The sequence below is a fragment of the Roseibium porphyridii genome (genome assembly GCF_026191725.2).
Classification (GTDB): Bacteria; Pseudomonadota; Alphaproteobacteria; order Rhizobiales; family Stappiaceae; genus Roseibium; species Roseibium porphyridii.
The window spans coordinates 2,858,666-2,878,839 of record NZ_CP120863.1; the positions used below are offsets into that span (position 1 = coordinate 2,858,666).

Below are 20,174 nucleotides of genomic sequence, written 5' to 3' on the forward strand. Positions count from 1 at the left end.
CGATGGCAGCCGACTTTGCAGCGCTCGGGGTGTCGGTTGCACCGGACGCGGTGACACAGGCAGTCGATGTATTTGAGGTTTGGCGGGTGAACTGGAAGGCAGTCACATCTTTTCTGACAGTGGAAACGCAGTGGCGTGTTTTGGCCAGTCCTGCCGGTTTGATCTGGCTCGGGCTCGATTACACCGCCGCAGCTGCTACGTTGCGTGGCCGCTCCGATCGGTTGTGGCGTCATCTCTTGTCAGAACTCCGGATCATGGAACATGCCGCGCTTGACGTTCTGAACGCGGAGCAAGCCGAATGACCGCGCCGCTCAGAATGGAAATGGTTGCGGCGCTCGATGCCTCCCAGGTGAAATCGGGTGCACGGGATGCACGGCAGGAAATTGGCCGGCTTGGTGACAGCGCAAGAGGAGCAGCCCGCGACTTTTCGGCTGCGTCGGTCGCTGCCGGGAAGGCGGCAGGTGCCCAGGCCGCCGCCGCGAGATCTGCGAACCAAGCCGGTCACTTTATCAAGCAGCAAGGTCTCCAGGCCGCAAATGCCAACCGGCTTGCCGCGCATGAAGCGACCAACCTTTCCTATCAGATGAACGATATTGCCGTCAGTCTGGCGTCCGGACAGTCCCCATTCATCGTGATGGCGCAACAGGGCTCACAGGTTTCCCAGATCATGGGCAAACGTGGTCTTGGTCAAATCCTGCCAGCGATCGCTGGCGGTATCGCTTCCATGATCAACCCGACGACGATCCTGTTTGCCGCGCTCGCTGCCGGTGCGGTTGCCGGACAGGCCGCTTTCAAGTCGATGCGCGGTGAAGTTCATGATCTTGAGAAGGTCCTGGATGATCACGCAGATCTGGTGCGCCGGATCAAGGACGCCTACAAAGAAGCCGAAGACGGTGCGATTTCCTATGCGGCTGCCGGCAGCCGCGCGCTTGAGCTGGACCGGGTCACCCAGGAACGTGCGGAGCGTAAAGCTCTCAAGCGTGAGTTCGAAACATTTCGGGAGGCTCTTGGTCCGAATGAGGTCAGATTGCAGGGCCTTGGCATCGCGACCGATCCCTACCGCAGAGCCCGTGAGGCAATTGATGATTTGATTGCCTCTGCAAAGGATGGCGATCCAGCCTTTGCCCGTTTGCAGGAACGGTTAGCTGAGATTGCACTCACTCCGAAACTCAGCAAACAGCAACAGAAGTCTCTCACCTTTGTCACGGAATTGACCAGGGCAGGTGTCAGCGCTGAAAAAGCACTTCAGGAAACCGCGTCCGGGCTGGAAGTCATCGGCTCGAATTTCGAGGAATTCACCCAGAAGGCCAAAGAGTTTCGCAAGGCCCTCGATCAGCTCAATGCCGGTGATCGCAATCTGGGCCGCCGTGATGTTGCACGCGAAACCTACGAGGAAGCAATCCAGGCCGCCCAGGGAACACGTGAGCGGATCCTCGCAGAGCGCGCGCTCCGGGACCGTTTGCAGCGCATTGGTGATCAGGAAGCCGCACGGCTGATCCCGGTACCGGGTAAAAAGCCGGTCAGCATCGATCTTGGTTCAGAAGCCCGCGAACTCCTCAAAACTCAAGAAGAGCAGCTTGCCAAGTTGCGCCTTGAAGCCTCTCTGATCGGCGCATCGGATCTTGTGCGTCAGCGCGCGCTGGCAACTCTGGAAGCGGAAATCGAAATCCGCAACGCCGGCATTGATGCGCATTCAAGAGAAGCCGATCGCATCCGCGAGAATGCCGCCGCGATCGCAGAGATGACCAGCGAGCTGGACCGCAGTCAGGCAGCCTGGGAAAGCGTCAAATCAACCGGCGAGCGGTCGATCGACACACTGGTCGACAAGCTGTCATCGGGAGATTTAGAAGGCGCCCTCAAGGCCATAACGGCAGACTTGAGCAAGCAGCTGCTGACCCTTGGGGCAGCCAATCCGCTCAAAAACGCCCTCTTCAATTCTGGCTTGCCGACAATCGCTGATGCCGGCGGTATAGGTGGTTTCTTCAAAAGTCTCTTTGGCGGCGGTCCGCTTGCGACCGGTTCCATGCAGGTCCAGGCGGCAACCGTGCTTGTGAATGGCGAGCCGCTCTCTGCCTTCTCCGCTTTCAACAACAGTCCTTCCAATGACAATCCCGCCCTTAGTCTGGCAGCCGGCAACAGCAACATCCAGCGTGGTGGCGTGCCGAGCCAGATCTGGAGTTTCTTCAAGGGCAAGGGCCTGAAGGATCATCAGGTGGCAGCCATCCTGGGCCACGTCAAAGCTGAAAGCGCCTTCAATCCGCTTGCGGTCGGTGATGGCGGCAACGCCTTCGGTCTCTTCCAGCACAATGACCGGCGCTTCAATCTGTTCGATGCGATCGGCGGCCGCAAGAACCTTGGCAACGTCCAGGGGCAGTTGGATTTTGTCTGGCAAGAGCTGATGACCACGGAAAGCCGGGTCATGAAAGCGTTGCTTGGCAGCACGGATCTCAAAGGGGCAACGGCAGCCTTTGGAGGCTTTGAACGTCCGGCCGGGTTCTCCTGGGGCAATCCGGAGGCCATGCACAACTGGACCGGCCGACTTCAAGCCGCTGAAGAAGCGCTGACCACATTTGGCGGTGGTCTGACAAACACAACATCCGGGCTGTCGCGCCTGGATGGCGGTCTTGGTTCCGCAGTCTCCGCATTGGCCAATGGGTCTGGCTCCCTTGCGGACACGGCAACGGCCTTTGCCGGCCAGTCGGAGAACCTTGCCGGCAGTCTTTCAAAGGGCCTTCAAACGGTCTTTAACCAGTCTGGTGAAGGCGGCGCAGGTGGTGGATTTGGCGGTGTGTTGTCGTCCGTCTTTTCCGGCATTGGCAGCTTGTTCGGATTTCAAAGGGGCGGGGATACCGGTCCGGGCGCAGACAGCGATGTGAAGGGCCTGGTGCACGCGAATGAATATGTCTTCAGCGCGCCGGCCACTCGCCGTATCGGTACCGCGACCCTGGACGCCCTCCATCGCGGATCTTTGAAAGGCTATCAGTACGGCGGTTTCGTGTCCTCAACGGCTGGTTCCGTTTCAGGCCGTGCCGCAAACAGCAATCATCAAGCTGCCGCTCCTGTTTCCATCACAATTCAGAACAATGCCGGTGTGCAGATTGAAACACAGGAGGAACAGGACCCGGGCGGTGGCCGAAGCCTGCGCTTTGTCTTGTCCGAGCAATTCGCCAATGCGCTCGACACGCCGGGCGGCGCTGCCTCACGCATGATGAAATCGCAGTTCGGATTGCAAAAGCGGAGGGTGAAACGGTGATAGCAAGCTGGCCTTCAACCCTGCCGCTTCCTGACCGTCAGACTTACGGCAAACAACCGGACGAAGCCCGGATCAGGAGGCGGCCCGACAGCGGACCGCCCGGATCTCGCGGGCGGTTTTCATCTGCCGCCCGTCAGGTTGCCCTGTCGATCGACATCGACAGAAACCAAAAGGCCGTTTTCGATCGGTTCTTTCAACATGAGCTTGCCGAAGGATCATTGCCCTTCACCATGCCCGATCCAACCACACACGGCTGGCAGTTGTTTACAGCTGCCGAAAGTCCGCTCCTGACAGTTGACGGCACACCGATCGCGCTTGCCGCAACATGGCTCTGCCTGTTTGGCGATGGTTTGCCGTCCGAAGCCATCCGGGGTGTGCGCTTTCAGATCTCCTTCCAGATTGCGGTGATGCCATGAGACGGCTTTCCCTAAATGCTCGGCAGGCTCTGGAGACCGCCAACTCCGGCGATCCAGAGATCCTCCTGATCAGGATTGATCATGAGAGCTTGTCCAAGCCCGTGCGCCTTTCGACCGATCCAACGGAACGGCTTTCGGTCGAACCTCTGATCTATGGAACGCGGTCCATCTGGTTCGGTGCCAACCTCAAGACAGATCCCTATCTGTTTGCCCTGGTCAAAGCGGAGTTTCCGTCCGATCTTGAGGATGCGCCGGCAACAGCCCGCATCATTCTGGAAAACGTCAGCAACGACATTGCCGCGCAGCTTCGGGCCATCACGAATTTTGCAAGCGTTGCCATTGCCGTGGTGCTGTCCTCGTCTCCCAATGTGGTCGAGGCCGAGTTCCGCAATCTCAAGCTGGTCAAGGCGGATGGCGATGCAAACGAGTTCTCGCTCAACCTGTCCAGGTTGCCGATCGAAGAGGAAAGCTTTCCGACCGACCGTATGACCAAGCAGCGCGCGCCGGGGTTACATCGATGAGCGCGCATTGGACAACACGCTATGTCGGCACACCTTATCGCGAACTCGGGCGGGATCGCGCTGGCTGCGACTGCTGGGGGCTGGCTGTCCTGGTCTATCGGGATGAACTCGGTATTCAGTTGATCAGCTATGACGGCGATTATGCCAGTGTTGCAGAGCGCGCGGAGATCTCAGCCTTGATCGAGGCCGGGCAACGTACACCCGACTGGATCAAGGTCAGCCAACCGAAGCCATTCGACATTGTCTTGTTCCGTCAAGGCCGATTGACCTCACATGTCGGCATCGTCTGTGCATCAGGCCGAATGCTGCATCAATACGGGTCGGACTGCGCCAAGATCGAAAGCTACAAGGCACCGCGCTGGCAAAGCCGGCATGTCGGCACCTTCCGCCATGCAATGATCGGGGAGGGAAACGATGCCTGACGCATTGAATGTCCTTGCCGTGCCGCATCTCGACCCGAGCGCCAAACGGGTTAATCTGCAATTGCCGGAAGGTCTGACCCTGTCGGAAATCGTGACGCAGTCCCTTCCGGGTCTGCCTCAGGATGCTCCGATCCGGCTTGTTCTTGTCACCGAGCAGGATGCTTGGCCGATCGACCGGCAGCTTTGGGACAAAGTGCGGCCAAAGCCCGGCACGCAGATTGTGATCCGGATATTGCCGGGAGAAGACTCCTTGCGCAGCATCTTGCAGGTGGTTGTCACAATCGCCGCCGTTGCCCTTGGTCAGCTCTGGGCCGTGCCGCTTGCCGGTGCGCTCGGCATTTCAACACAGCTTGCCGGTGGCCTGATCAGTTTGGGTATCACGGCGCTTGGCAATCTTCTGATCAATGCCCTGGTACCGCCGCCCGCACCTGTCGGGCAAACAGGTGATGAGAGAGCGCGCAACAGCTATACGATTACGGGCTGGAAAAACCGGTTTGAGCCGGATGCACCGGTGCCGGCAATGGCAGGCCGTCGCCGGTATGCACCGCCATTCGGAGCCGTCAGCTACACCGAGATTGTCGGCGACGTTCAGTATGTGCGCGCGCTCTTCATTTTTGGATATGGCCAACAGACACTGACCGAATTCCGGTTGGGTGAGACGCCGCTGGACGACTATGACGAGGTGCAGACGGAAATCCGCGCCGGCAAGGATACCGATCAACCGTTGACGCTCTTTTCCAAGCAGGTGATTGAAGATGCTGCCGGCGTTGTGCTGACCCGGCCACGGCTGCGCAATGATGCTGGTGAAGTCATCAATGGCACACCGCCGGAAACACCGGTTGTGCGGGTGACGGCGCGCGACACGGAAACCGCCTCGGTCATCTTGTCGTTTCCATCCGGTCTGATCGGCTATACGCAAAAGGGCAGTGCTGTCTCTCTTGGCCTGAATATCAGGATCAGGCAGCGCCCGCTCAGCGGTGGATCATATCAAACCGTTACAACGCTCAACATCCAGGCTTCGAAACGGGAAGCGTTTTACCGTCAGTACACCTGGAAACTGCCTTATCGCGGCCGCTGGGAGATCGAGGTCACCCGCATGACGGTGGAGCGTCTGGAAACCAGCACCACAGACCGGTGCACGCTGCTGGCGCTGCAATCGATCCGGCCGGAATATCCGTTGAACTTCGACAAGCCGATGGCTTTGGTCGCCATGCGCATCAAGGCGACTTACCAGCTGAGTGGCTCGCTCGAGAACTTCAATGCACTATGTGAGCTGGTCTGTCTGGATTGGGACAAGGACGCACAAGCCTGGATACTCGGCAAGACCCGAAACCCGGCGAGCATCTATCGCTGGTTCCTGCAAGGTCCAGCCAATGCCTATCCGGAGCCAGATAGTGCGATCGATCTGGATCAATTGGCCGACTGGCACGAATGGTGTGAGGAAAAGGGCCTGGAATACAATCGGGTCCATGATGAAGACCTGCCGCTGAAGGATGTTCTCTTTGCGGTGACGGCGGCCGGGCGTGCAACCCCGCACCATGATGGTTTGAAATGGGGAGTTGTGATTGATCGGCCGCAAGAATTGGTCGTGGACCACATCAGCCCGCGCAACAGCCGGAATTTCAGGTGGGAGCGGACTTACTTCGATCCGCCCGATGCGTTCCGTGTGCCGTTTTTCGATGAGACCAATGACTATGAGCCGGCAGAGCGGATTGTGCCGTGGCCAACCCATGTCGGTGACATAAAGCTGACGGAAGAAATCCAGCTTCCCGGCAAAACCAGTCCGCGTGAAGTCTGGCTCGAAGCACGCCGGCGCATGTACGAGCTGCTGTATCGCCCGGACCGGTATCAGGCCATGCAGGACGGCGCAGCCAGAGCGGCAACGCGCGGTGATCTTGTCATGGGCTCGTTCGATGTTCTGGAGCGTACGCAAGTTGCAAGCCGCGTTGCCAACATTTCCGGACGGCTCCTCACGCTGGATGAAGAAGTCACCATGGAAGACGGGGAGGGTTATGGCATCCGCTTCCGGACGGGATTGACGGAAGAAGACACGATCGGCCGATCGGAGATCCTGGGCGTGCTCACCAAGCCGGGGGCATCGCGGACGCTGACCCTCAGAGAAGCGGACACAGTCCCGGAAATCGGAGACCTTGTCCATTTCGGACCGATCAACCGGGAAAGCCTGCCGCTGATCGTGAAGGGCGTGGAAAGCGGCGAGGATTTCTCAGGACACTATACCCTGATTGATGCGGCTCCCGAGATTGACGATCTCCTTGAGCAGGAATCTATTCCGGAATGGTCCGGCCGGATTGGCGAGGATCTCGGGTCAGGCGGCATCGTGCCCGCCATTCCTGTCTTCACCAGCATCCTGACCGGTGTCACGGGAACTGGAGATCCGAACGGGCTGTCGGTTCTTCTCAGCCCTGGGTCCGCCAACACGGCAGAAATCGGGTCCTATGAGATCAGTCATCGTCTTTCCGGTGCTGGCAGCTGGACCATGCTCAGTGTTCCAACGGGCAGCGGTGGAACCGCTGTTACCGGATATTCCAGCGGCGACAGCGTGGAATTGAGTGCCCGTGCGATTGCGATTGACGGCATTCCAGGACCATCCACGGCTACGGTTACGGTTCAGATTGGAGCCGATGACGGTGAGATGCCAGACGCGCTTCCAGGTGGGGCAACGGTCAGCGGCGGGCTTGGCGTTGCCGATATCGATTTTTCCACTGGCAGCGATGCAACGCTCAACCAGGTCCAGATTTACCGCGTCCCGGAAGGGGAGCTGCTGGATCGCACCATCCACAAAACCGGACAACCCATATCGGTGGCGCAAGACACCGCATATCAGGTCTCAGATGGCGACAGCACGCGCGCGTCGATTGTCGCAAATGGCAGCTTTGCCAGTGCGGCCAACTGGACGCTTGGCGACGGCTGGTCGATTGGCGCGGGCGTGGCAACCCATGCGGCCGGAAGTGCTGCAACACTGACACAGGCCATTGCGCTGACCGGTGGCAAGGTCTATCGGCTCGGCTTTGAAGCAACGGTGACCGGGGGCACGCTCACGCCGCGCCTGGAAGGCGGGACGACTGTCTCCGGCGGCACGCGTGATGCTTCGGGCAGCTATTCCGACCGGCTGACAGCGGATGCCGGCAGCGACACATTGGCGTTTTCCGCAAACAGCGCTCTCAACGGAACGGTCGATACCGTGGTGCTTTTCGAAGAGACCGACGATTGCGCGCCGCAAGGCACTTACGACTACTACATCGAACCCATCAACACCGATGGTCAGGCGGGACCGGTGACCGGCCCGCTCACCGCGACAATCATCTAGGAGAAACCGATGCCCAACGGTGTGACCACTGACAACTTGCCGGAAGAAGCCACGGTTACCGAACTTTTCGGCAACCACGACAGCGGGGCAGGGAAATCAACCGTCAGAGTGCCGGTCGGTTCGCTGACGGCACAGGTTGAAGCCTTGATGGGACCGAAGGTCGACCGGGTCGATCCGGTTGCCGGTGCCTTTGCCGACACGCCGATCGCCGTGACGGCGGCCGACGACAACCGCGACTTTCTGATTGATACGAGCGGCGGCAATGTCGTTGTGAATGCGGCAAGCGCGGCCGCACTTGGAGCCAGCTTTCGCTTTACCGTAAAACGCACATCGATCGACAACAACACCGTGACGATCATTCCCAATGGCGCGGAGACGATCGACGGCAAGGCGTCGATGACGCTCTACGGCTCCGGGCAATCCGTCACCTTGATCAGCGATGGCAACAACTGGCACCGGAGCGCCGGACATGGCGACTATCCGCGCATTATAGATCAGGCCGATTATCCAACCCTCTCAGATGCCAGAGCTGCGGCCAACGCCGTTAACGGCATTGTCCTGGAAAGCAGCAATGGCCGCCTTTCCATGGCGACCAACCTGATCTTGCAGACAACCACCGAAGTCACTCATGACGGTGTGTTCATCCTGTCGGCGACCGGTTCGGAAACGCAGGCTGATGGCGCTGTGGTGGTCGGGTATGGTGCCGACCATCCGTTCTACCAGGGGCATTTGTTCTTCTCGGCTCTGACAACATCCGATATCGGCCGGATCTTTTCGGAGAACTGGCACAAGTTCCGCCGCGGGGCTGTCTTTAATGGCCGGTGGGCGCAGACGCTCGGGGCCTATGATTATCTGGACGTGGCCGATCCGGACGGCATTGTGCACATCTTCGCCAATTCCGGCACGCTCGGCACGATCTCTCCGGAGTTGCCCGGCTTCACGGCTCATTCGACCGGCAATCTGCTGGTGATTGAGAGCAATGCCAGCACCGACACCGGAATGTCCATTGCGGTTCAAAGCACGCTGACGGCGAACATCTTCTTTGGCGATCCTGAGAATGCAACTGTTGGTCGGATATCCTATGACCATTCGTCGGACACGCTGTTTTTCGGAACGAACGCGGCCGCGCGGCTTTACATCAACTCGAACGGCGAAACCGGCCTTGGTGGTGTTCCGATCGCGGGAACGCGGCTGACAGTCGTTGGTGCCGGTACCGGCACCGGCTATGGCCTGCGGGTGAACAATTCGGTTGGGGCTCAAAAGCTCGCGGTGCGCGATGATGGCTTGATCTATGCCCAGGGCATTTACGACAACACAACGGCCTCGGCCGGGAATGTCTATGTTGCCTCCAACGGTTTCTTGCAGCGGTCAACATCCTCGATTTTCTACAAGTTCGATGTCCGCGACATGTCGGTTGAAGAGCGGGATCTGTTGCTGAAGCTGACCGCCAGACGCTACCGCTCCAAGGGGGCTCATGACAATCAGGATTGGTCTTATTATGGGCTGGTTGCCGAAGAGGTGGCCGAAGTCGATCCGCGATATGTGCATTTCACGATCGGCGGCACGCCGGACGGGCTGATGTACGAGCGCTTTACCGCACCGCTGATCATGTTCGCCCAGGACCATCATTCCCGCATTGCCATTGCTGAAGACCGGCTCGACGCGATCGAAGGCCGGGTCACAGAACTTGAAGAAAGGACCATGCAATGAAAATCGACTTTGAAGAGGAATTGAAGGACATCCGGGGCGAGGCCATTCCACATCCCGACGCAACAGAAGAGAAGCCGCAATCCTTCCTGCTAAAGGACGCGGTGCTCTTTGCTCTGACATCAGATGCCGATGCCGGCAGCAACAAGGACGGCGACCGTAAGTACCGCCGTTTCATGCTGTCCCAGCGGATCTACAACGGCGAGACCGATATCACCTCCAAGGAACTCACCGAAATCGAGGAACTGCTGGAAGCCTGTGCCCTGCGCACTGAAGTTGGCGGCGCGGCCCGCGCACTTCTTCAGACCGTTGGCAAGGACAAGACGAATGCAAAGTCCCGTTCCTGATCACATCGGGCCTGGGACCAAACTGCGGCTGACGGAAAAGTCGCATCTGGTCTCCAGCACGTTCCCGGCCGGCTCGACCGTCGAGGTGGTCGAGATCCTGTCCCGGCCGGGCAAACCGCCCAGGCACGGGCTCACAGTCAAGTATTCCGATCCTGTCGGGGAACCGGACGCGATCGCGCCGGTGAAGCCGGATGAGGTGGAGGAACTGGACTGATGAACTGACGGACGGTCCGGATCAAAAGGGATTGATCCGGACGGCGGGCCTGATCGCCAAACCATGTGCCCGCCCGGCCTTTGAGTATTCGGAGTGGAGTTCATGCACGGCTAAGCCATCAACTCAGGTATCGCGCAATCAAGTCGTAAGAGAGTGCAAGTGAAACACGCAAGAAACTAAAGTGAATGTCGAGGAACGAATGGCAGAACTATGAAAGGCAAAAAATCGAAACAACTGGTTCGTCCTTTGCCAACAGTCAGCTCGAAAAATCGAATTCTTAATAAGAAGACGCGCTCAACCAGTTGCAGGGGATACATGTCGCAGGTTGACAACCCAAACATAGTTGAACTGCAATTGGTGGCTATCGAATCGCTTAAAGGGAGCCATCTTGATGGTGACGACGATTCCTGGCCGAGAATGCGGAGAATGCACTGTTTGCTGCGAGGTGACACGCATAAAAACAGAACAGTTGGTTAAGCCCACTGGGGTGCTATGTCCTCATTGTGACCGATCAAGCGGCTGCACCGTTTATGAAACAAGACCAGATATTTGTCGCGGATACCAATGCAGCTGGAGGGTTCTAGAGAACATCCCAATGTCCTGGCAACCACTTCAATGTGGCTTCCTCGTTGACATTGAAACTCGCCCATCGCCTACGCTGTACATTGTAGCCTTGCGCGAGCCCCAAGCTCTGGAACGTGAAGACCTAGCTGAATTTGTAGGAGGCTGGGTGGACGCTGGTTACTCTGTCTACTTTTCAACAATGGGAGGCCCAGGAATGCTGAGGTCTCTTTTGGATGTTACCAACACACTTAGACCTCCCGTGGCAGCAGGAGATCTGGTTGGTGTTTACGCGGCTATCAGAAACGAATTTGAATATCTAAAGAGGTATCACCTCTGGGAGAAAGACCCTCTCTGTTTGCAAACAAAATTGAGGTAGTACTCAGTGCTGTGGTCGGCATTTTCGAAACTAAATTAGCAAACGCTAATGGAGCAGAATTCAACCAGATTTCGCGTGTTGAGTTCACAAATTTGATGGAAGAGATTGCCAATCTTTGCCCCAACTCCATGTGACCTTGAAGTCTGGGACGGCACTTGTCCAGGCGGCTGGACCTTCAACGCGAAGTTTTCGAATTGGATGATGGGATGGTCAATCGGGCGGAGCGATTCCACGCAGCCGGTATTGGGGTTGTCCCGCTGGTCGCAACTTATGCGTGGCGAACTCTCAAGAGTGCTTTTTATGCGTGATACTTGCTAGATCGCCCGAAGGTTGCAATGCTCCTGTGTAAATCACGGGGGTATTGATGAAAGCAGGATTGGTCATTTTTTCGGGCATTTGGCTTTTGATTGGCGCGTTGCTGCTCTCCTGGTCTGGGCTTGATGGTTCCGGCCAACCGATCAAGATTTTTCAGGGACTTACTGCAAATGAACTAGGTGATTTTCTCGCTGGATTCTTTGCTCCACTGGCTTTTATCTGGTTGGCAGCTGCGGTGTATATTCAGTCGCAAGAACTTGCCGAACAACGAAAAGAACTCCGGTTAACACGCGACGTGGCCGAAGAGGCCAAAGAGGCGACTAAAGCGCAAGCTGAAGAGGCTCGTCGTAGTGGTAATTACTTCAACTTGCAAACTGAACTAATGAAGGAGCAAAAGGAAAGAGAGGAGAAAGAAGTTGCAGACCAAGAATTGTCGAGTCTTTGCACGCAAATCGCTAATGTTGCGTATGAATTATACCCAAATTGCACATCTTCTGCGGGCCACGAACTAGATCGTGTGTGTGATGTATTACGATTCTTCAACAACAGAGACGTATCATTTTGGCATTCTGACTTGGCTTTGGAACATAACCAGCTTTTTATGCTTTTCTTTCGTCTTCAAGAACTTTTGCCTAAGATCTCGGCAAGCAACCGGTTGCAACTGGGTGAATATCATACTTCGGCGTTTTTTCGTGATAAGCCTGAACAAAAAGGCTCATAGATCTTTGCGAGCTGCGTGTTGAAGATCCAATGTTAAACGCCTCTTTCAACAGAGTTGTAACATGCTTTGGATATTGGGGAAGTCTCGCAATTGATGGCTTAGAATTGAACAATCAGAACCACGCTCTAAGCCGAAAATATGCCGCTTAATCAGCTACCAAAGCAGGAAAGTCAATTGACTGGTGTGCGGTCATTTCATCGTTATGAAGCCACCGAAAATATCCGTCGATTACACCACCTAGAAACCAAAAATTTCAGGCAAGGAAACACTGATGTTCGAGTTTTTTCTGAGAGTCTTGCAAATAGCGATTGGCTCAGCACTTGGTTTTCTAATGGGAATTTGGGCGTTCCATTATCAGCAGGAACAGCTTCAAAAACGAAAACTTGCAGATAGGCGAAATGATGAACTCGATGCACTCAGTCGATTGGCCATGGCGGCTGGTGCCAATTTGGAGTCTTTGGCCATATTCAAAAATCAGTTTTTGAACGAACTTCGGCCTGAAGTGTCTACGATGAAACAACATGTGAATTCCGTTTATTCAGCCAAAGATGAAAACCGAGACAAGAGTGTCTCATCGTTATTGCTTGCCTCAAAGAGTATGGTTCATTTTTACAGGGCATTTGCAAAGCCTTCGCATATGCCGGTTCCGAATCACACAGAATATTCATCGCTGCGCCGAGAAATGCCTGCACTGTCGATGTTTGTGCATCGTGCAGCGTGTTTTACTGAAGAACTCAATGACTGTTTAACCGAGAGAAACAACAGAATTTCACTACACGCGTCAGAGGGAACACTCGATGTGCCGATGACGCCGCAACGGTCAATATACTTTGCGAGCATGCTTTCAGATGAAGGTATCGCTATGTGCAATTTAACGGATTACGCCCTTCATTGCTGGAAGATTACCCTGGACCAGATCAATGAGTATGTGGACAACAGAGTTGAGGGAGGCTCTTTTGTCAGACCTAAGCTTACCAAGAAGGCGCTAGATGAACTTCCTGATGAGAACACGCTTCCAGGCTTGCGTTCGCAAATCAGATATTTCGACTAACCGCAAAATCTGTGTGCCAAACGAAGTTGCGCGAAATGCCAAACGAAGTTGCGCGCTACAGTAGGACAACCTCGGCTTCGGGACACCACGATGGAGTGCGTGGGCGCTGGCACCGTATCAAACAGATTTGCATCAAAGGGAAAAATGGTGCCGGCAGCAGGATTCGAACCCGCGACCCCGAGATTACAAATCACGTGCTCTACCAACTGAGCTATACCGGCGCCGGGAATGGCTTCTACCAGATTGGCGGCGCTTGTCCATGCCCTTGTGGCAAAAATTCAATTCAAGGCCTCAAAAAGCTTTCTAACGCCCTAGAAAAGCAGAGATATTTGCTCCGAGACTGTGGATAAATCTGTTTCAGGGCCGGTTACAGTCAATTACAAATTCACTCTGCGGTCTGTCCGGGTGCTGTGTTATGCCAAATGTCGTGGGCTTTATCGGGAATGCACAAATGAATTTTGCAAAACCAATGGGTTTGACCGCTGCAATCGTCTTTGCGTCACTCGGCTTTTCGCCAACATCAAAAGCTCACGATATCAAGACCTGCAAATGCGACGAGGCCTGCTACACCAAGGAGGTTGAGACGCTGACCTGTTCAGGCGGCAAGGCGCGGTTTTCATCCAAAGGGCTGCCAAACGTCAACGATCCGATCATGAGGGGAATCATTGCCACCAATCAGCAATTTCCGTCCGAGCACAATTATGAGTTCGAAATCCTTTTGACGCCGCAATTGTCAAACCGGCCGACAAAAACAGAGGCAGGTCCGGTGGGTGTTGCCGTCAATGGTGTTCCGATCTTTGATCCGAGCACGCAGGGGCCGGTGAATCGGTCGACCGGCAAGCGCCCCAGCGCTTTTGAGGCTGGCGAACTGGATGTCTGTGGCGGCCACGCGGGAAGAGGAGACGACTATCATTACCACATTGCACCCAAATGCCTGATTGAGGACCTCGGCAAAACATGGGTCGAGGTGGACAAGAAACCGATCGGCTATGCGATGGACGGGTTTCCGATCCTGGCGCTTGGATGGTTCGACAAAGCGAATGGGGTTGAGAATGCTCTTGATACCTGCCGTGGCATGAAAGACGAGACCGGAGATTATTTTTACAACGTAAAGACCACTTCCGATTGGGATGTGCTCAATTGTCTTTCCGGACGCCCGCAGAATTTTGCGCGCGACCGTTGGCTTCACCGCGTGGATCGTACCGGCAAGGAAATCACCGGCATTCCCATCCGATTTGCCATCAAGGACAGCAGCCGGAACTCATATGGCGGCGATGTCTGTCACGTCATGACGGGTATGCTCCAGGGCGAACAGGTGCTCCAGACAAACGGTACAGCGCGGCGGGTCGGGGCCGAGGAGGGAAGCCTCTTTTATTGTAACAATGCCTGCTACGGCCTCTTTTTCGAAGCAGACAAAAGCAGGGCTATTCGGGGCCGGGCGATCTATTTCGACTATATCGCATCCGGGTGCCCTGGCGGATTCAATGTATCCGAGCTCAAAACATTTGCCCCTTACGAAGGACCGGCGCAGACCCGAAAAGGCCCCCCCGGAACAGGACGATAAGCGGATACCTGCCGAACCCGGCGAAATTCGTGTAATGCTGTTCATCGACAACCCAAAATGAGTCGCGCCGGGTAATGGTTATCGTGGTGCGACCAGTCTTCTTCGAACAGGGATTACATGACGCGGGCACAGCGCATCTGCCTGATCTTTTTTCTACAGCCAATCGCGCTTGGTGCGTGGTTGCCGCATATTCCTGGCATTCAGACGACACTGGGTCTCAGTAACAGTGAGCTTGCCTTCGCTCTGATTGGTGCTCCGATCGGAACGCTGACAACGCTGCTTTTTGCCGGACGTATTGCCAACTGGCTGGGTGCTCGGCGGATTACGCTGGTGCTTTATCCGGTATTTCTGCTTGTCATGCTTTTGCCCTTCATGGCGACGTCTCAATGGCTCTTGATGGCAGCGCTTGCCTGCATGGGCAGTTCCCTATCCCTATTGGAATTGGGTCTGAACGTACTTGCCGACGAATATGAAAAGGACACTGGCGGCAAGGTCATGAGCGTTGCCCACGGGTGTTGGAGTTTCGGATTGTTGACCGGAACGCTGATCGGGTCGGCGGTTGCAGGCCTGGGGTGGTCGCCGTTGATCGCCGGACTGGCGATTGCCCTTGTGGTTGAAGCGCTGGTGTTGCCGTCGACGCTTAAGATGCCGGTTGCCGAAGCGCCAGCCAGCGCGGAAGAACATGCGGTTGGTTTTCGAATGCCGCACCCTTTGTTGCTTGGCGTCTGTGTTTTTACGTTCGGCACAACAATCGTCGAAGGCGCCATTGCGGACTGGGCGGCAGTGTTCCTGCGAGATGCGTTTGCTGCGAGCCCGGGTCTGGCCGGTCTCGGTATTTCCGTCTTTTCTCTCTGCCTTGCGTCAACGCGTCTCCTGGGTGACAGGCTTCGCCAAGTGGCAGAGCCTGGCAGGCTGGGCCAGATCCTTGCGGCGGTCGGTCTGGTTGGCCTGGGTATCATCTGGGTAGCGCCGGGCGTACCGGTAGCGCTTCTGGGGCTTGGTATTCTTGGTATTGGTGCTGCGCTTGCGTTTCCGTTGGGTGTCTCTGCCGCGTCAGCAGCCCCGGGAACAAGCGCGGCCTCGAATGTTGCCATTCTCTCCTTTATCGCGTTGTTGGGATTTCTGCTCGGACCGTTGACGATTGGTCCGGTTGCCGACGCCTACGGCATTCGCACCGGTCTTATGGTACTCGCGCCGACACTTTTCCTGAGCCTGATCCTTGCTCCCTTCCTGACGCGCGCCGGCAACTGGCGCGGACACCGTGGTGCGAGCGGTGCGGCTGACATCGCAGAATGAATTTCATTTGCGCGGTGTTGAGAAGGATTGAGGGGGCCAACCGTCGAAGCCGGCGTTTCCTGAAAACTTTGAAAGAGGCGAAGGCTGCCTTGCCTTCGCTTCAGCGTCGAAGCAGGACTAGCTGGTGATAGACCGGACACCTTCTTGGACAGCCAGCATTCAAGGCTTGTTGCCTAGAGACCCATCTTCATGCGCGCGACGTATAGCGACAGCACTGCTGCATTGGAGACGTTCAGGGAGCGGATTTCTCCCGGCATATCGAGACGTGCTGTCAGACCACAGGCTTCACGCACACCCTGGCGCACGCCTTTGCCCTCCGATCCCAGAACCAGTACGGTCTTGTCGGTAAAGGGCGTCTCTTCGAGGCTCGCCGGGCCGTCGCTGTCCAAAGCGACGCAGGAAAAACCCTGATCCTGCATTTCTGCAACGAAGCGGGCCATGTTCTTCACCCTGACATGCTTGATCATGTCCAGCGCGCCGGAGGCGGATTTGGCAAGAACAGAGCCTTCTTCGGGCGCGTGGCGTTCGGTGGTAACGACCGCATCGGCGTCAAGCGCGACCGCCGACCGCAAGATCGCGCCGACATTATGAGGGTCGGTGACCTGATCGAGCGCCAGAATTAGCCGCGCACCCTTGAGGTGCTCCGCTCCATAGGCGGGCAGGGGATCGGCTTCCAGGATCATGCCCTGGTGGACGGCATCCTTGGTGGCCATGCGATCGAGTGCGCGTGGCATCATAGTTTCCACCGTCACATCGATCTTGACGCCGCGTTCCTCCAGGCGGCGTTGTGCGTTTTCCGTCGCAAAGAGCTTCAACCGCTTGCGGTCCTTGTTGGCAAATGCCGCTTCCACTGTGTGGAGACCATAGAGCAGAACGGGACCTTCTGGCGGCAGGCCTGGGCGGCGCGGGGCAGGTTTGCCCGACCCCTTTCTAAAGGGACTGCCCGGCTTGCCTCTACCCGATTTGAAGCGCGATGATTTGGTGTTTTCCGTCATAGCGCAGCTCTAGCGTCAAATAGCCCAAAGGGAAAGAGGTGGCTTTCGGCTCTTCAACAGACAGGAAGCCGTTGTTCAAGATGGTTTCATGATCATGCAACTGACCGTGCCATGGGCGATCAGTTTGCCGCTTGCATCGCGCAGGTCGCCTTCGGACGTGGCCAGTCGTGAACCGCGGTGAACGATGCGGCCCTCGCATGTGACCTCGCCGCTATTGGCTTGGAGTGGTCGCACCAGGTTCACGTTGAGCGATGTGGTCGTATAAAACTCGCCGGGCTGCAGCGTCGTGTGGACCGCGCAGGAAAGGGCTGTGTCAATCAGCGTGGAAATCCAGCCGCCATGAACAGTGCCTAGGGGATTGAGGAATTCTTTCGCCGGTTGGCCGGTGAAAACAGCGCGCCCTTCAGAGAATTCCTTCATACGGATATTGGAGTGCACCATGATCGGTGGCGCGGGAAGGTCTCCGGCCATCATGCGCTCGAAAATGTCGAGGCCGGTCATTTCATGAAAGGCCTTTTTGGGCAGGGCGCCGAGCACATGTGTTTTTCCGTTTTCAGTAAAAGACTCAGAGTCGCTCATGATTGTTGTCCCGATTTTGAAGAAGTTGTTTGCGGGGGCTGTCCAGCACGGTTCTGCGCGTCGGTGTCCATTTCACCGCTAAGGATGTGAACGGCCTTGCGCAGCGCGGACATTTGGCTGCGCACGGCTTGAGCACCGTCAGGGCCTAGAAGGTCGCTGATCTCGGCTTGGGCCTTGAGCCACGTTTGATGGATCTCGATCACCTTGCGCCTACCCGCGGACGTGAGAACCGGTAGAACTCGGCGTCCACCCTTATCCTGCCTTGTAATCAGACCTGCGGTTTCGAGCGGTTTAAGGTTTCGGGCAAGCGTGGAGCGATCAATCCCGAGAAATCTTGCAATCTCCGACGCAGATGCGGCGGAGCCCTCGGCAATCGCCGCCAGCAATTGTGCCTGGGTGAGTTCCAAACCGAGTGCCGCCAAGTGTCGATTATAATGCCGGGTCAGCAGATTTGCGGTGCGCCTTGCTGCGTGGCCGAAGCACATCCGGCCCATATGCATAAGGTCTATGTCGTCAAGCGGATCAGTCATTTGTTGTAGCTACAACAAACCGTTTGTGCGCCGCAACTCCTATTTTGATCACCTGGCGTCTACCAGAGGCGCATTGAAATCGTTGAAGCCCACCTTTGCTGCCATATGCGCCCCACTGCCTGACGCTCCGCAGTTGTCCACAGGGTGAGAGCCTTCAAGAGCGCAAGAGCGTGAAAACCAAAGGCAAATCGTGACAAAATGGCCAAGCTGAGGCACACTTTTTGGATAGGTGGCTAGGCCGATGGACTGCGCGTGAGGCAGCTGTTTCGCGCGTCATCCTGATTTTGTTCATTTCTTTGCAAAATCGGCGTTGACAGGGCAGGTCCTCATCTGCATAACACGCGCCACGGGATTGCTCGCCCCTTCGGGTGGGCTCTCCGGTCAAGCCATCCTGATCGCTTCGGCGTGAAGCAGGACGAGATGGAGGAGTGCCCGAGTGGCTAAAGGGGACGGACTGTAAATCCGTTGGCTATGCCTACGTTGGTTCGAATCCAACCTCCTCCACCATCGCTTCTGTTTCTCTCGTTGTGCGGGTGTAGCTCAATGGTAGAGCAGCAGCCTTCCAAGCTGACGACGAGGGTTCGATTCCCTTCACCCGCTCCATCATGGGTGCTGATCGGAGTGTCCGGGACGGAAGGCTCTTTCGCCCGGAAATCCTGACAGAAAAGTTCTACGGGAAGTAGTTCGTCGCACGCGGATCTGTCCAAGGCGCCGGAATGCGGCCCGACTCGAGCCTTTATCGATGAACCGAGTATTGGACAGAGAGCGACGCCGATGGCGAAGGAAAAATTTGAGCGCAACAAGCCGCACGTTAACATTGGCACGATTGGCCACGTTGACCATGGCAAGACGACGCTGACCGCTGCGATCACCATGACGCTTGCAGAAGCAGGTGGTGCCGAAGCAAAAGCTTATGACGAGATTGACGGTGCGCCTGAAGAGAAGGCTCGCGGTATCACGATCTCCACGGCTCACGTTGAGTATGAGACGGACGCCCGTCACTACGCCCACGTTGACTGCCCTGGTCACGCCGATTACGTGAAGAACATGATCACCGGTGCTGCTCAGATGGATGGCGGTATCCTGGTTGTGTCTTCCGCAGACGGCCCGATGCCGCAGACCCGCGAGCACATTCTGCTTGCCCGTCAGGTTGGCGTTCCGGCTCTTGTTGTTTTCATGAACAAGGTTGACCAGGTCGACGACGAAGAGCTTCTTGAGCTTGTCGAGATGGAAATCCGTGAGCTTCTGTCTTCCTACGAGTTCCCGGGCGACGACATTCCGATCGTCAAGGGTTCCGCGCTTGCAGCTGTTGAGAACCGCGATGCGGCGATTGGCCGTGACGCGATCCGTGAGCTGATGAATCAGGTTGACGAATACATCCCGACGCCAGAGCGTCCGAAGGATCAGCCGTTCCTGATGCCGATCGAAGACGTGTTCTCGATCTCCGGCCGCGGTACTGTTGTGACCGGTCGTGTTGAGCGTGGCGTGATCAACGTGGGTGAAGAAGTCGAGATCGTCGGCATCAAGGACACCCAGAAGACGACGGTTACCGGCGTTGAAATGTTCCGCAAGCTGCTGGACAGCGGTGAAGCCGGCGACAACATCGGTGCACTGATCCGCGGTGTTGGCCGTGAAGACGTTGAGCGTGGCCAGGTTCTTTGTAAGCCGGGTTCTGTTACCCCGCACACGAAGTTCAAGGCAGAAGCCTACATTCTGACGAAGGAAGAGGGTGGCCGTCATACGCCGTTCTTCACCAACTACCGTCCTCAGTTCTACTTCCGTACGACTGATGTGACCGGTGTTGTTTCCCTTCCGGAAGGCACTGAAATGGTTATGCCTGGCGACAACGTTTCCGTTGACGTTGAGCTGATCGTGCCGATCGCCATGGAAGAAGGCCTGCGCTTCGCGATCCGCGAAGGTGGCCGTACCGTCGGCGCAGGCGTCGTCGCTTCAATCATCGAATAAGATGAATTTG

Annotated in this window: 17 protein-coding genes and 3 tRNA genes; 16 read left to right on the forward strand and 4 right to left on the reverse strand. The window is 56.5% G+C overall.

What is annotated here, in order from left to right:
- The first annotated feature begins 2 nt into the window (after positions 1 to 2).
- The 11 genes from K1718_RS13360 to K1718_RS13410 all read left to right on the forward strand — a co-directional run bounded on the left by K1718_RS13360 (position 3) and on the right by K1718_RS13410 (position 13,235).
- Positions 3 to 302, forward strand: coding sequence for a DUF1799 domain-containing protein (locus K1718_RS13360; RefSeq protein WP_265682262.1), 300 nt, complete (start codon positions 3 to 5; stop codon positions 300 to 302).
- Positions 299 to 3,253: a phage tail tip lysozyme gene (locus tag K1718_RS13365; RefSeq protein WP_265682261.1), complete on the forward strand. Its 2,955-nt coding sequence runs from the start codon at positions 299 to 301 to the stop codon at positions 3,251 to 3,253. The genes K1718_RS13360 and K1718_RS13365 overlap by 4 nt, the downstream gene beginning before the upstream one ends.
- Positions 3,250 to 3,669 (forward strand): hypothetical protein, encoded by a 420-nt coding sequence (locus K1718_RS13370; protein WP_265682260.1) that lies wholly within the window; start codon positions 3,250 to 3,252, stop codon positions 3,667 to 3,669. Before K1718_RS13365 ends, K1718_RS13370 begins: the two co-directional genes overlap by 4 nt.
- Positions 3,666 to 4,190, forward strand: coding sequence for a hypothetical protein (locus K1718_RS13375; RefSeq protein WP_265682258.1), 525 nt, complete (start codon positions 3,666 to 3,668; stop codon positions 4,188 to 4,190). The genes K1718_RS13370 and K1718_RS13375 overlap by 4 nt, the downstream gene beginning before the upstream one ends.
- Entirely contained in the window at positions 4,187 to 4,612 is a 426-nt protein-coding gene (locus K1718_RS13380; RefSeq protein WP_265682257.1) for a C40 family peptidase, read from the forward strand. The genes K1718_RS13375 and K1718_RS13380 overlap by 4 nt, the downstream gene beginning before the upstream one ends.
- Positions 4,605 to 7,940: a TipJ family phage tail tip protein gene (locus K1718_RS13385; RefSeq protein WP_265682255.1), complete on the forward strand. Its 3,336-nt coding sequence runs from the start codon at positions 4,605 to 4,607 to the stop codon at positions 7,938 to 7,940. Before K1718_RS13380 ends, K1718_RS13385 begins: the two co-directional genes overlap by 8 nt.
- A 9-nt stretch (positions 7,941 to 7,949) precedes the next feature.
- Positions 7,950 to 9,650 (forward strand): hypothetical protein, encoded by a 1,701-nt coding sequence (locus tag K1718_RS13390; protein WP_265682253.1) that lies wholly within the window; start codon positions 7,950 to 7,952, stop codon positions 9,648 to 9,650.
- Positions 9,647 to 9,994: a hypothetical protein gene (locus tag K1718_RS13395; protein ID WP_265682251.1), complete on the forward strand. Its 348-nt coding sequence runs from the start codon at positions 9,647 to 9,649 to the stop codon at positions 9,992 to 9,994. The genes K1718_RS13390 and K1718_RS13395 overlap by 4 nt, the downstream gene beginning before the upstream one ends.
- Positions 9,975 to 10,208 (forward strand): hypothetical protein, encoded by a 234-nt coding sequence (locus K1718_RS13400; protein WP_265682241.1) that lies wholly within the window; start codon positions 9,975 to 9,977, stop codon positions 10,206 to 10,208. Before K1718_RS13395 ends, K1718_RS13400 begins: the two co-directional genes overlap by 20 nt.
- A 1,304-nt stretch (positions 10,209 to 11,512) precedes the next feature.
- Positions 11,513 to 12,184 (forward strand): hypothetical protein, encoded by a 672-nt coding sequence (locus tag K1718_RS13405; protein ID WP_265682240.1) that lies wholly within the window; start codon positions 11,513 to 11,515, stop codon positions 12,182 to 12,184.
- Positions 12,185 to 12,455: 271 nt separating this feature from the next.
- The gene (locus tag K1718_RS13410) at positions 12,456 to 13,235 is read left to right on the forward strand and encodes a hypothetical protein (protein ID WP_265682239.1); all 780 of its coding nucleotides are present in this window, start codon (positions 12,456 to 12,458) and stop codon (positions 13,233 to 13,235) included.
- Between the two features lie 145 nt (positions 13,236 to 13,380).
- Here K1718_RS13410 and K1718_RS13415 read toward each other — a convergent pair.
- A tRNA-Thr gene (locus tag K1718_RS13415) sits at positions 13,381 to 13,456 on the reverse strand.
- 230 nt (positions 13,457 to 13,686) lie between these two features.
- Here K1718_RS13415 and K1718_RS13420 point away from each other — a divergent pair.
- Entirely contained in the window at positions 13,687 to 14,799 is a 1,113-nt protein-coding gene (locus K1718_RS13420) for a YHYH protein (RefSeq protein WP_152501353.1), read from the forward strand.
- Between the two features lie 117 nt (positions 14,800 to 14,916).
- Positions 14,917 to 16,095 carry an MFS transporter gene (locus tag K1718_RS13425; protein ID WP_265682237.1) on the forward strand — a complete coding sequence of 393 codons (1,179 nt, stop codon included), beginning with the start codon at positions 14,917 to 14,919 and terminating at the stop codon, positions 16,093 to 16,095.
- Positions 16,096 to 16,268: 173 nt separating this feature from the next.
- On the opposite strand, the gene K1718_RS13430 is transcribed toward K1718_RS13425, so the two are convergent.
- The 3 genes from K1718_RS13430 to K1718_RS13440 form a co-directional block, all read right to left on the reverse strand.
- A complete protein-coding gene (locus tag K1718_RS13430) occupies positions 16,269 to 17,090 on the reverse strand; it encodes a TrmH family RNA methyltransferase (protein WP_265682235.1) in 822 nt (273 codons plus the stop codon).
- 75 nt (positions 17,091 to 17,165) lie between these two features.
- Positions 17,166 to 17,669, reverse strand: a complete 504-nt coding sequence (locus K1718_RS13435; protein WP_265682234.1) for a PaaI family thioesterase — start codon at positions 17,667 to 17,669, stop codon at positions 17,166 to 17,168.
- Positions 17,666 to 18,199, reverse strand: coding sequence for a MarR family winged helix-turn-helix transcriptional regulator (locus K1718_RS13440; protein WP_209006930.1), 534 nt, complete (start codon positions 18,197 to 18,199; stop codon positions 17,666 to 17,668). The genes K1718_RS13435 and K1718_RS13440 overlap by 4 nt, the downstream gene beginning before the upstream one ends.
- Before the next feature lie 422 nt (positions 18,200 to 18,621).
- On the opposite strand from K1718_RS13440, the gene K1718_RS13445 reads away from it, so the two are divergent.
- The 3 genes from K1718_RS13445 to tuf all read left to right on the forward strand — a co-directional run bounded on the left by K1718_RS13445 (position 18,622) and on the right by tuf (position 20,164).
- Positions 18,622 to 18,706: transfer RNA gene (locus K1718_RS13445), tRNA-Tyr, on the forward strand.
- Between the two features lie 22 nt (positions 18,707 to 18,728).
- Positions 18,729 to 18,802, forward strand: a tRNA-Gly gene (locus K1718_RS13450).
- 171 nt (positions 18,803 to 18,973) lie between these two features.
- A complete protein-coding gene (tuf, locus tag K1718_RS13455; protein ID WP_152501357.1) occupies positions 18,974 to 20,164 on the forward strand; it encodes an elongation factor Tu in 1,191 nt (396 codons plus the stop codon).
- Positions 20,165 to 20,174: the final 10 nt, after the last annotated feature.

Coding starts and splice junctions, on each gene's coding strand:
- K1718_RS13410 (WP_265682239.1), top strand. CDS start 12,456: ATGTTCGAGTTTTTTCTGAGAGTCTTGCAAATAGCGATTGGCTCAGCA.
- K1718_RS13395 (WP_265682251.1), top strand. CDS start 9,647: ATGAAAATCGACTTTGAAGAGGAATTGAAGGACATCCGGGGCGAGGCC.
- K1718_RS13440 (WP_209006930.1), bottom strand. CDS start 18,199: ATGACTGATCCGCTTGACGACATAGACCTTATGCATATGGGCCGGATG.
- K1718_RS13430 (WP_265682235.1), bottom strand. CDS start 17,090: ATGACGGAAAACACCAAATCATCGCGCTTCAAATCGGGTAGAGGCAAG.
- K1718_RS13425 (WP_265682237.1), top strand. CDS start 14,917: ATGACGCGGGCACAGCGCATCTGCCTGATCTTTTTTCTACAGCCAATC.
- K1718_RS13405 (WP_265682240.1), top strand. CDS start 11,513: ATGAAAGCAGGATTGGTCATTTTTTCGGGCATTTGGCTTTTGATTGGC.
- K1718_RS13435 (WP_265682234.1), bottom strand. CDS start 17,669: ATGAGCGACTCTGAGTCTTTTACTGAAAACGGAAAAACACATGTGCTC.
- K1718_RS13380 (WP_265682257.1), top strand. CDS start 4,187: ATGAGCGCGCATTGGACAACACGCTATGTCGGCACACCTTATCGCGAA.
- K1718_RS13375 (WP_265682258.1), top strand. CDS start 3,666: ATGAGACGGCTTTCCCTAAATGCTCGGCAGGCTCTGGAGACCGCCAAC.
- K1718_RS13360 (WP_265682262.1), top strand. CDS start 3: ATGGCAGCCGACTTTGCAGCGCTCGGGGTGTCGGTTGCACCGGACGCG.
- K1718_RS13420 (WP_152501353.1), top strand. CDS start 13,687: ATGAATTTTGCAAAACCAATGGGTTTGACCGCTGCAATCGTCTTTGCG.
- K1718_RS13385 (WP_265682255.1), top strand. CDS start 4,605: ATGCCTGACGCATTGAATGTCCTTGCCGTGCCGCATCTCGACCCGAGC.
- tuf (WP_152501357.1), top strand. CDS start 18,974: ATGGCGAAGGAAAAATTTGAGCGCAACAAGCCGCACGTTAACATTGGC.
- K1718_RS13390 (WP_265682253.1), top strand. CDS start 7,950: ATGCCCAACGGTGTGACCACTGACAACTTGCCGGAAGAAGCCACGGTT.
- K1718_RS13400 (WP_265682241.1), top strand. CDS start 9,975: ATGCAAAGTCCCGTTCCTGATCACATCGGGCCTGGGACCAAACTGCGG.
- K1718_RS13365 (WP_265682261.1), top strand. CDS start 299: ATGACCGCGCCGCTCAGAATGGAAATGGTTGCGGCGCTCGATGCCTCC.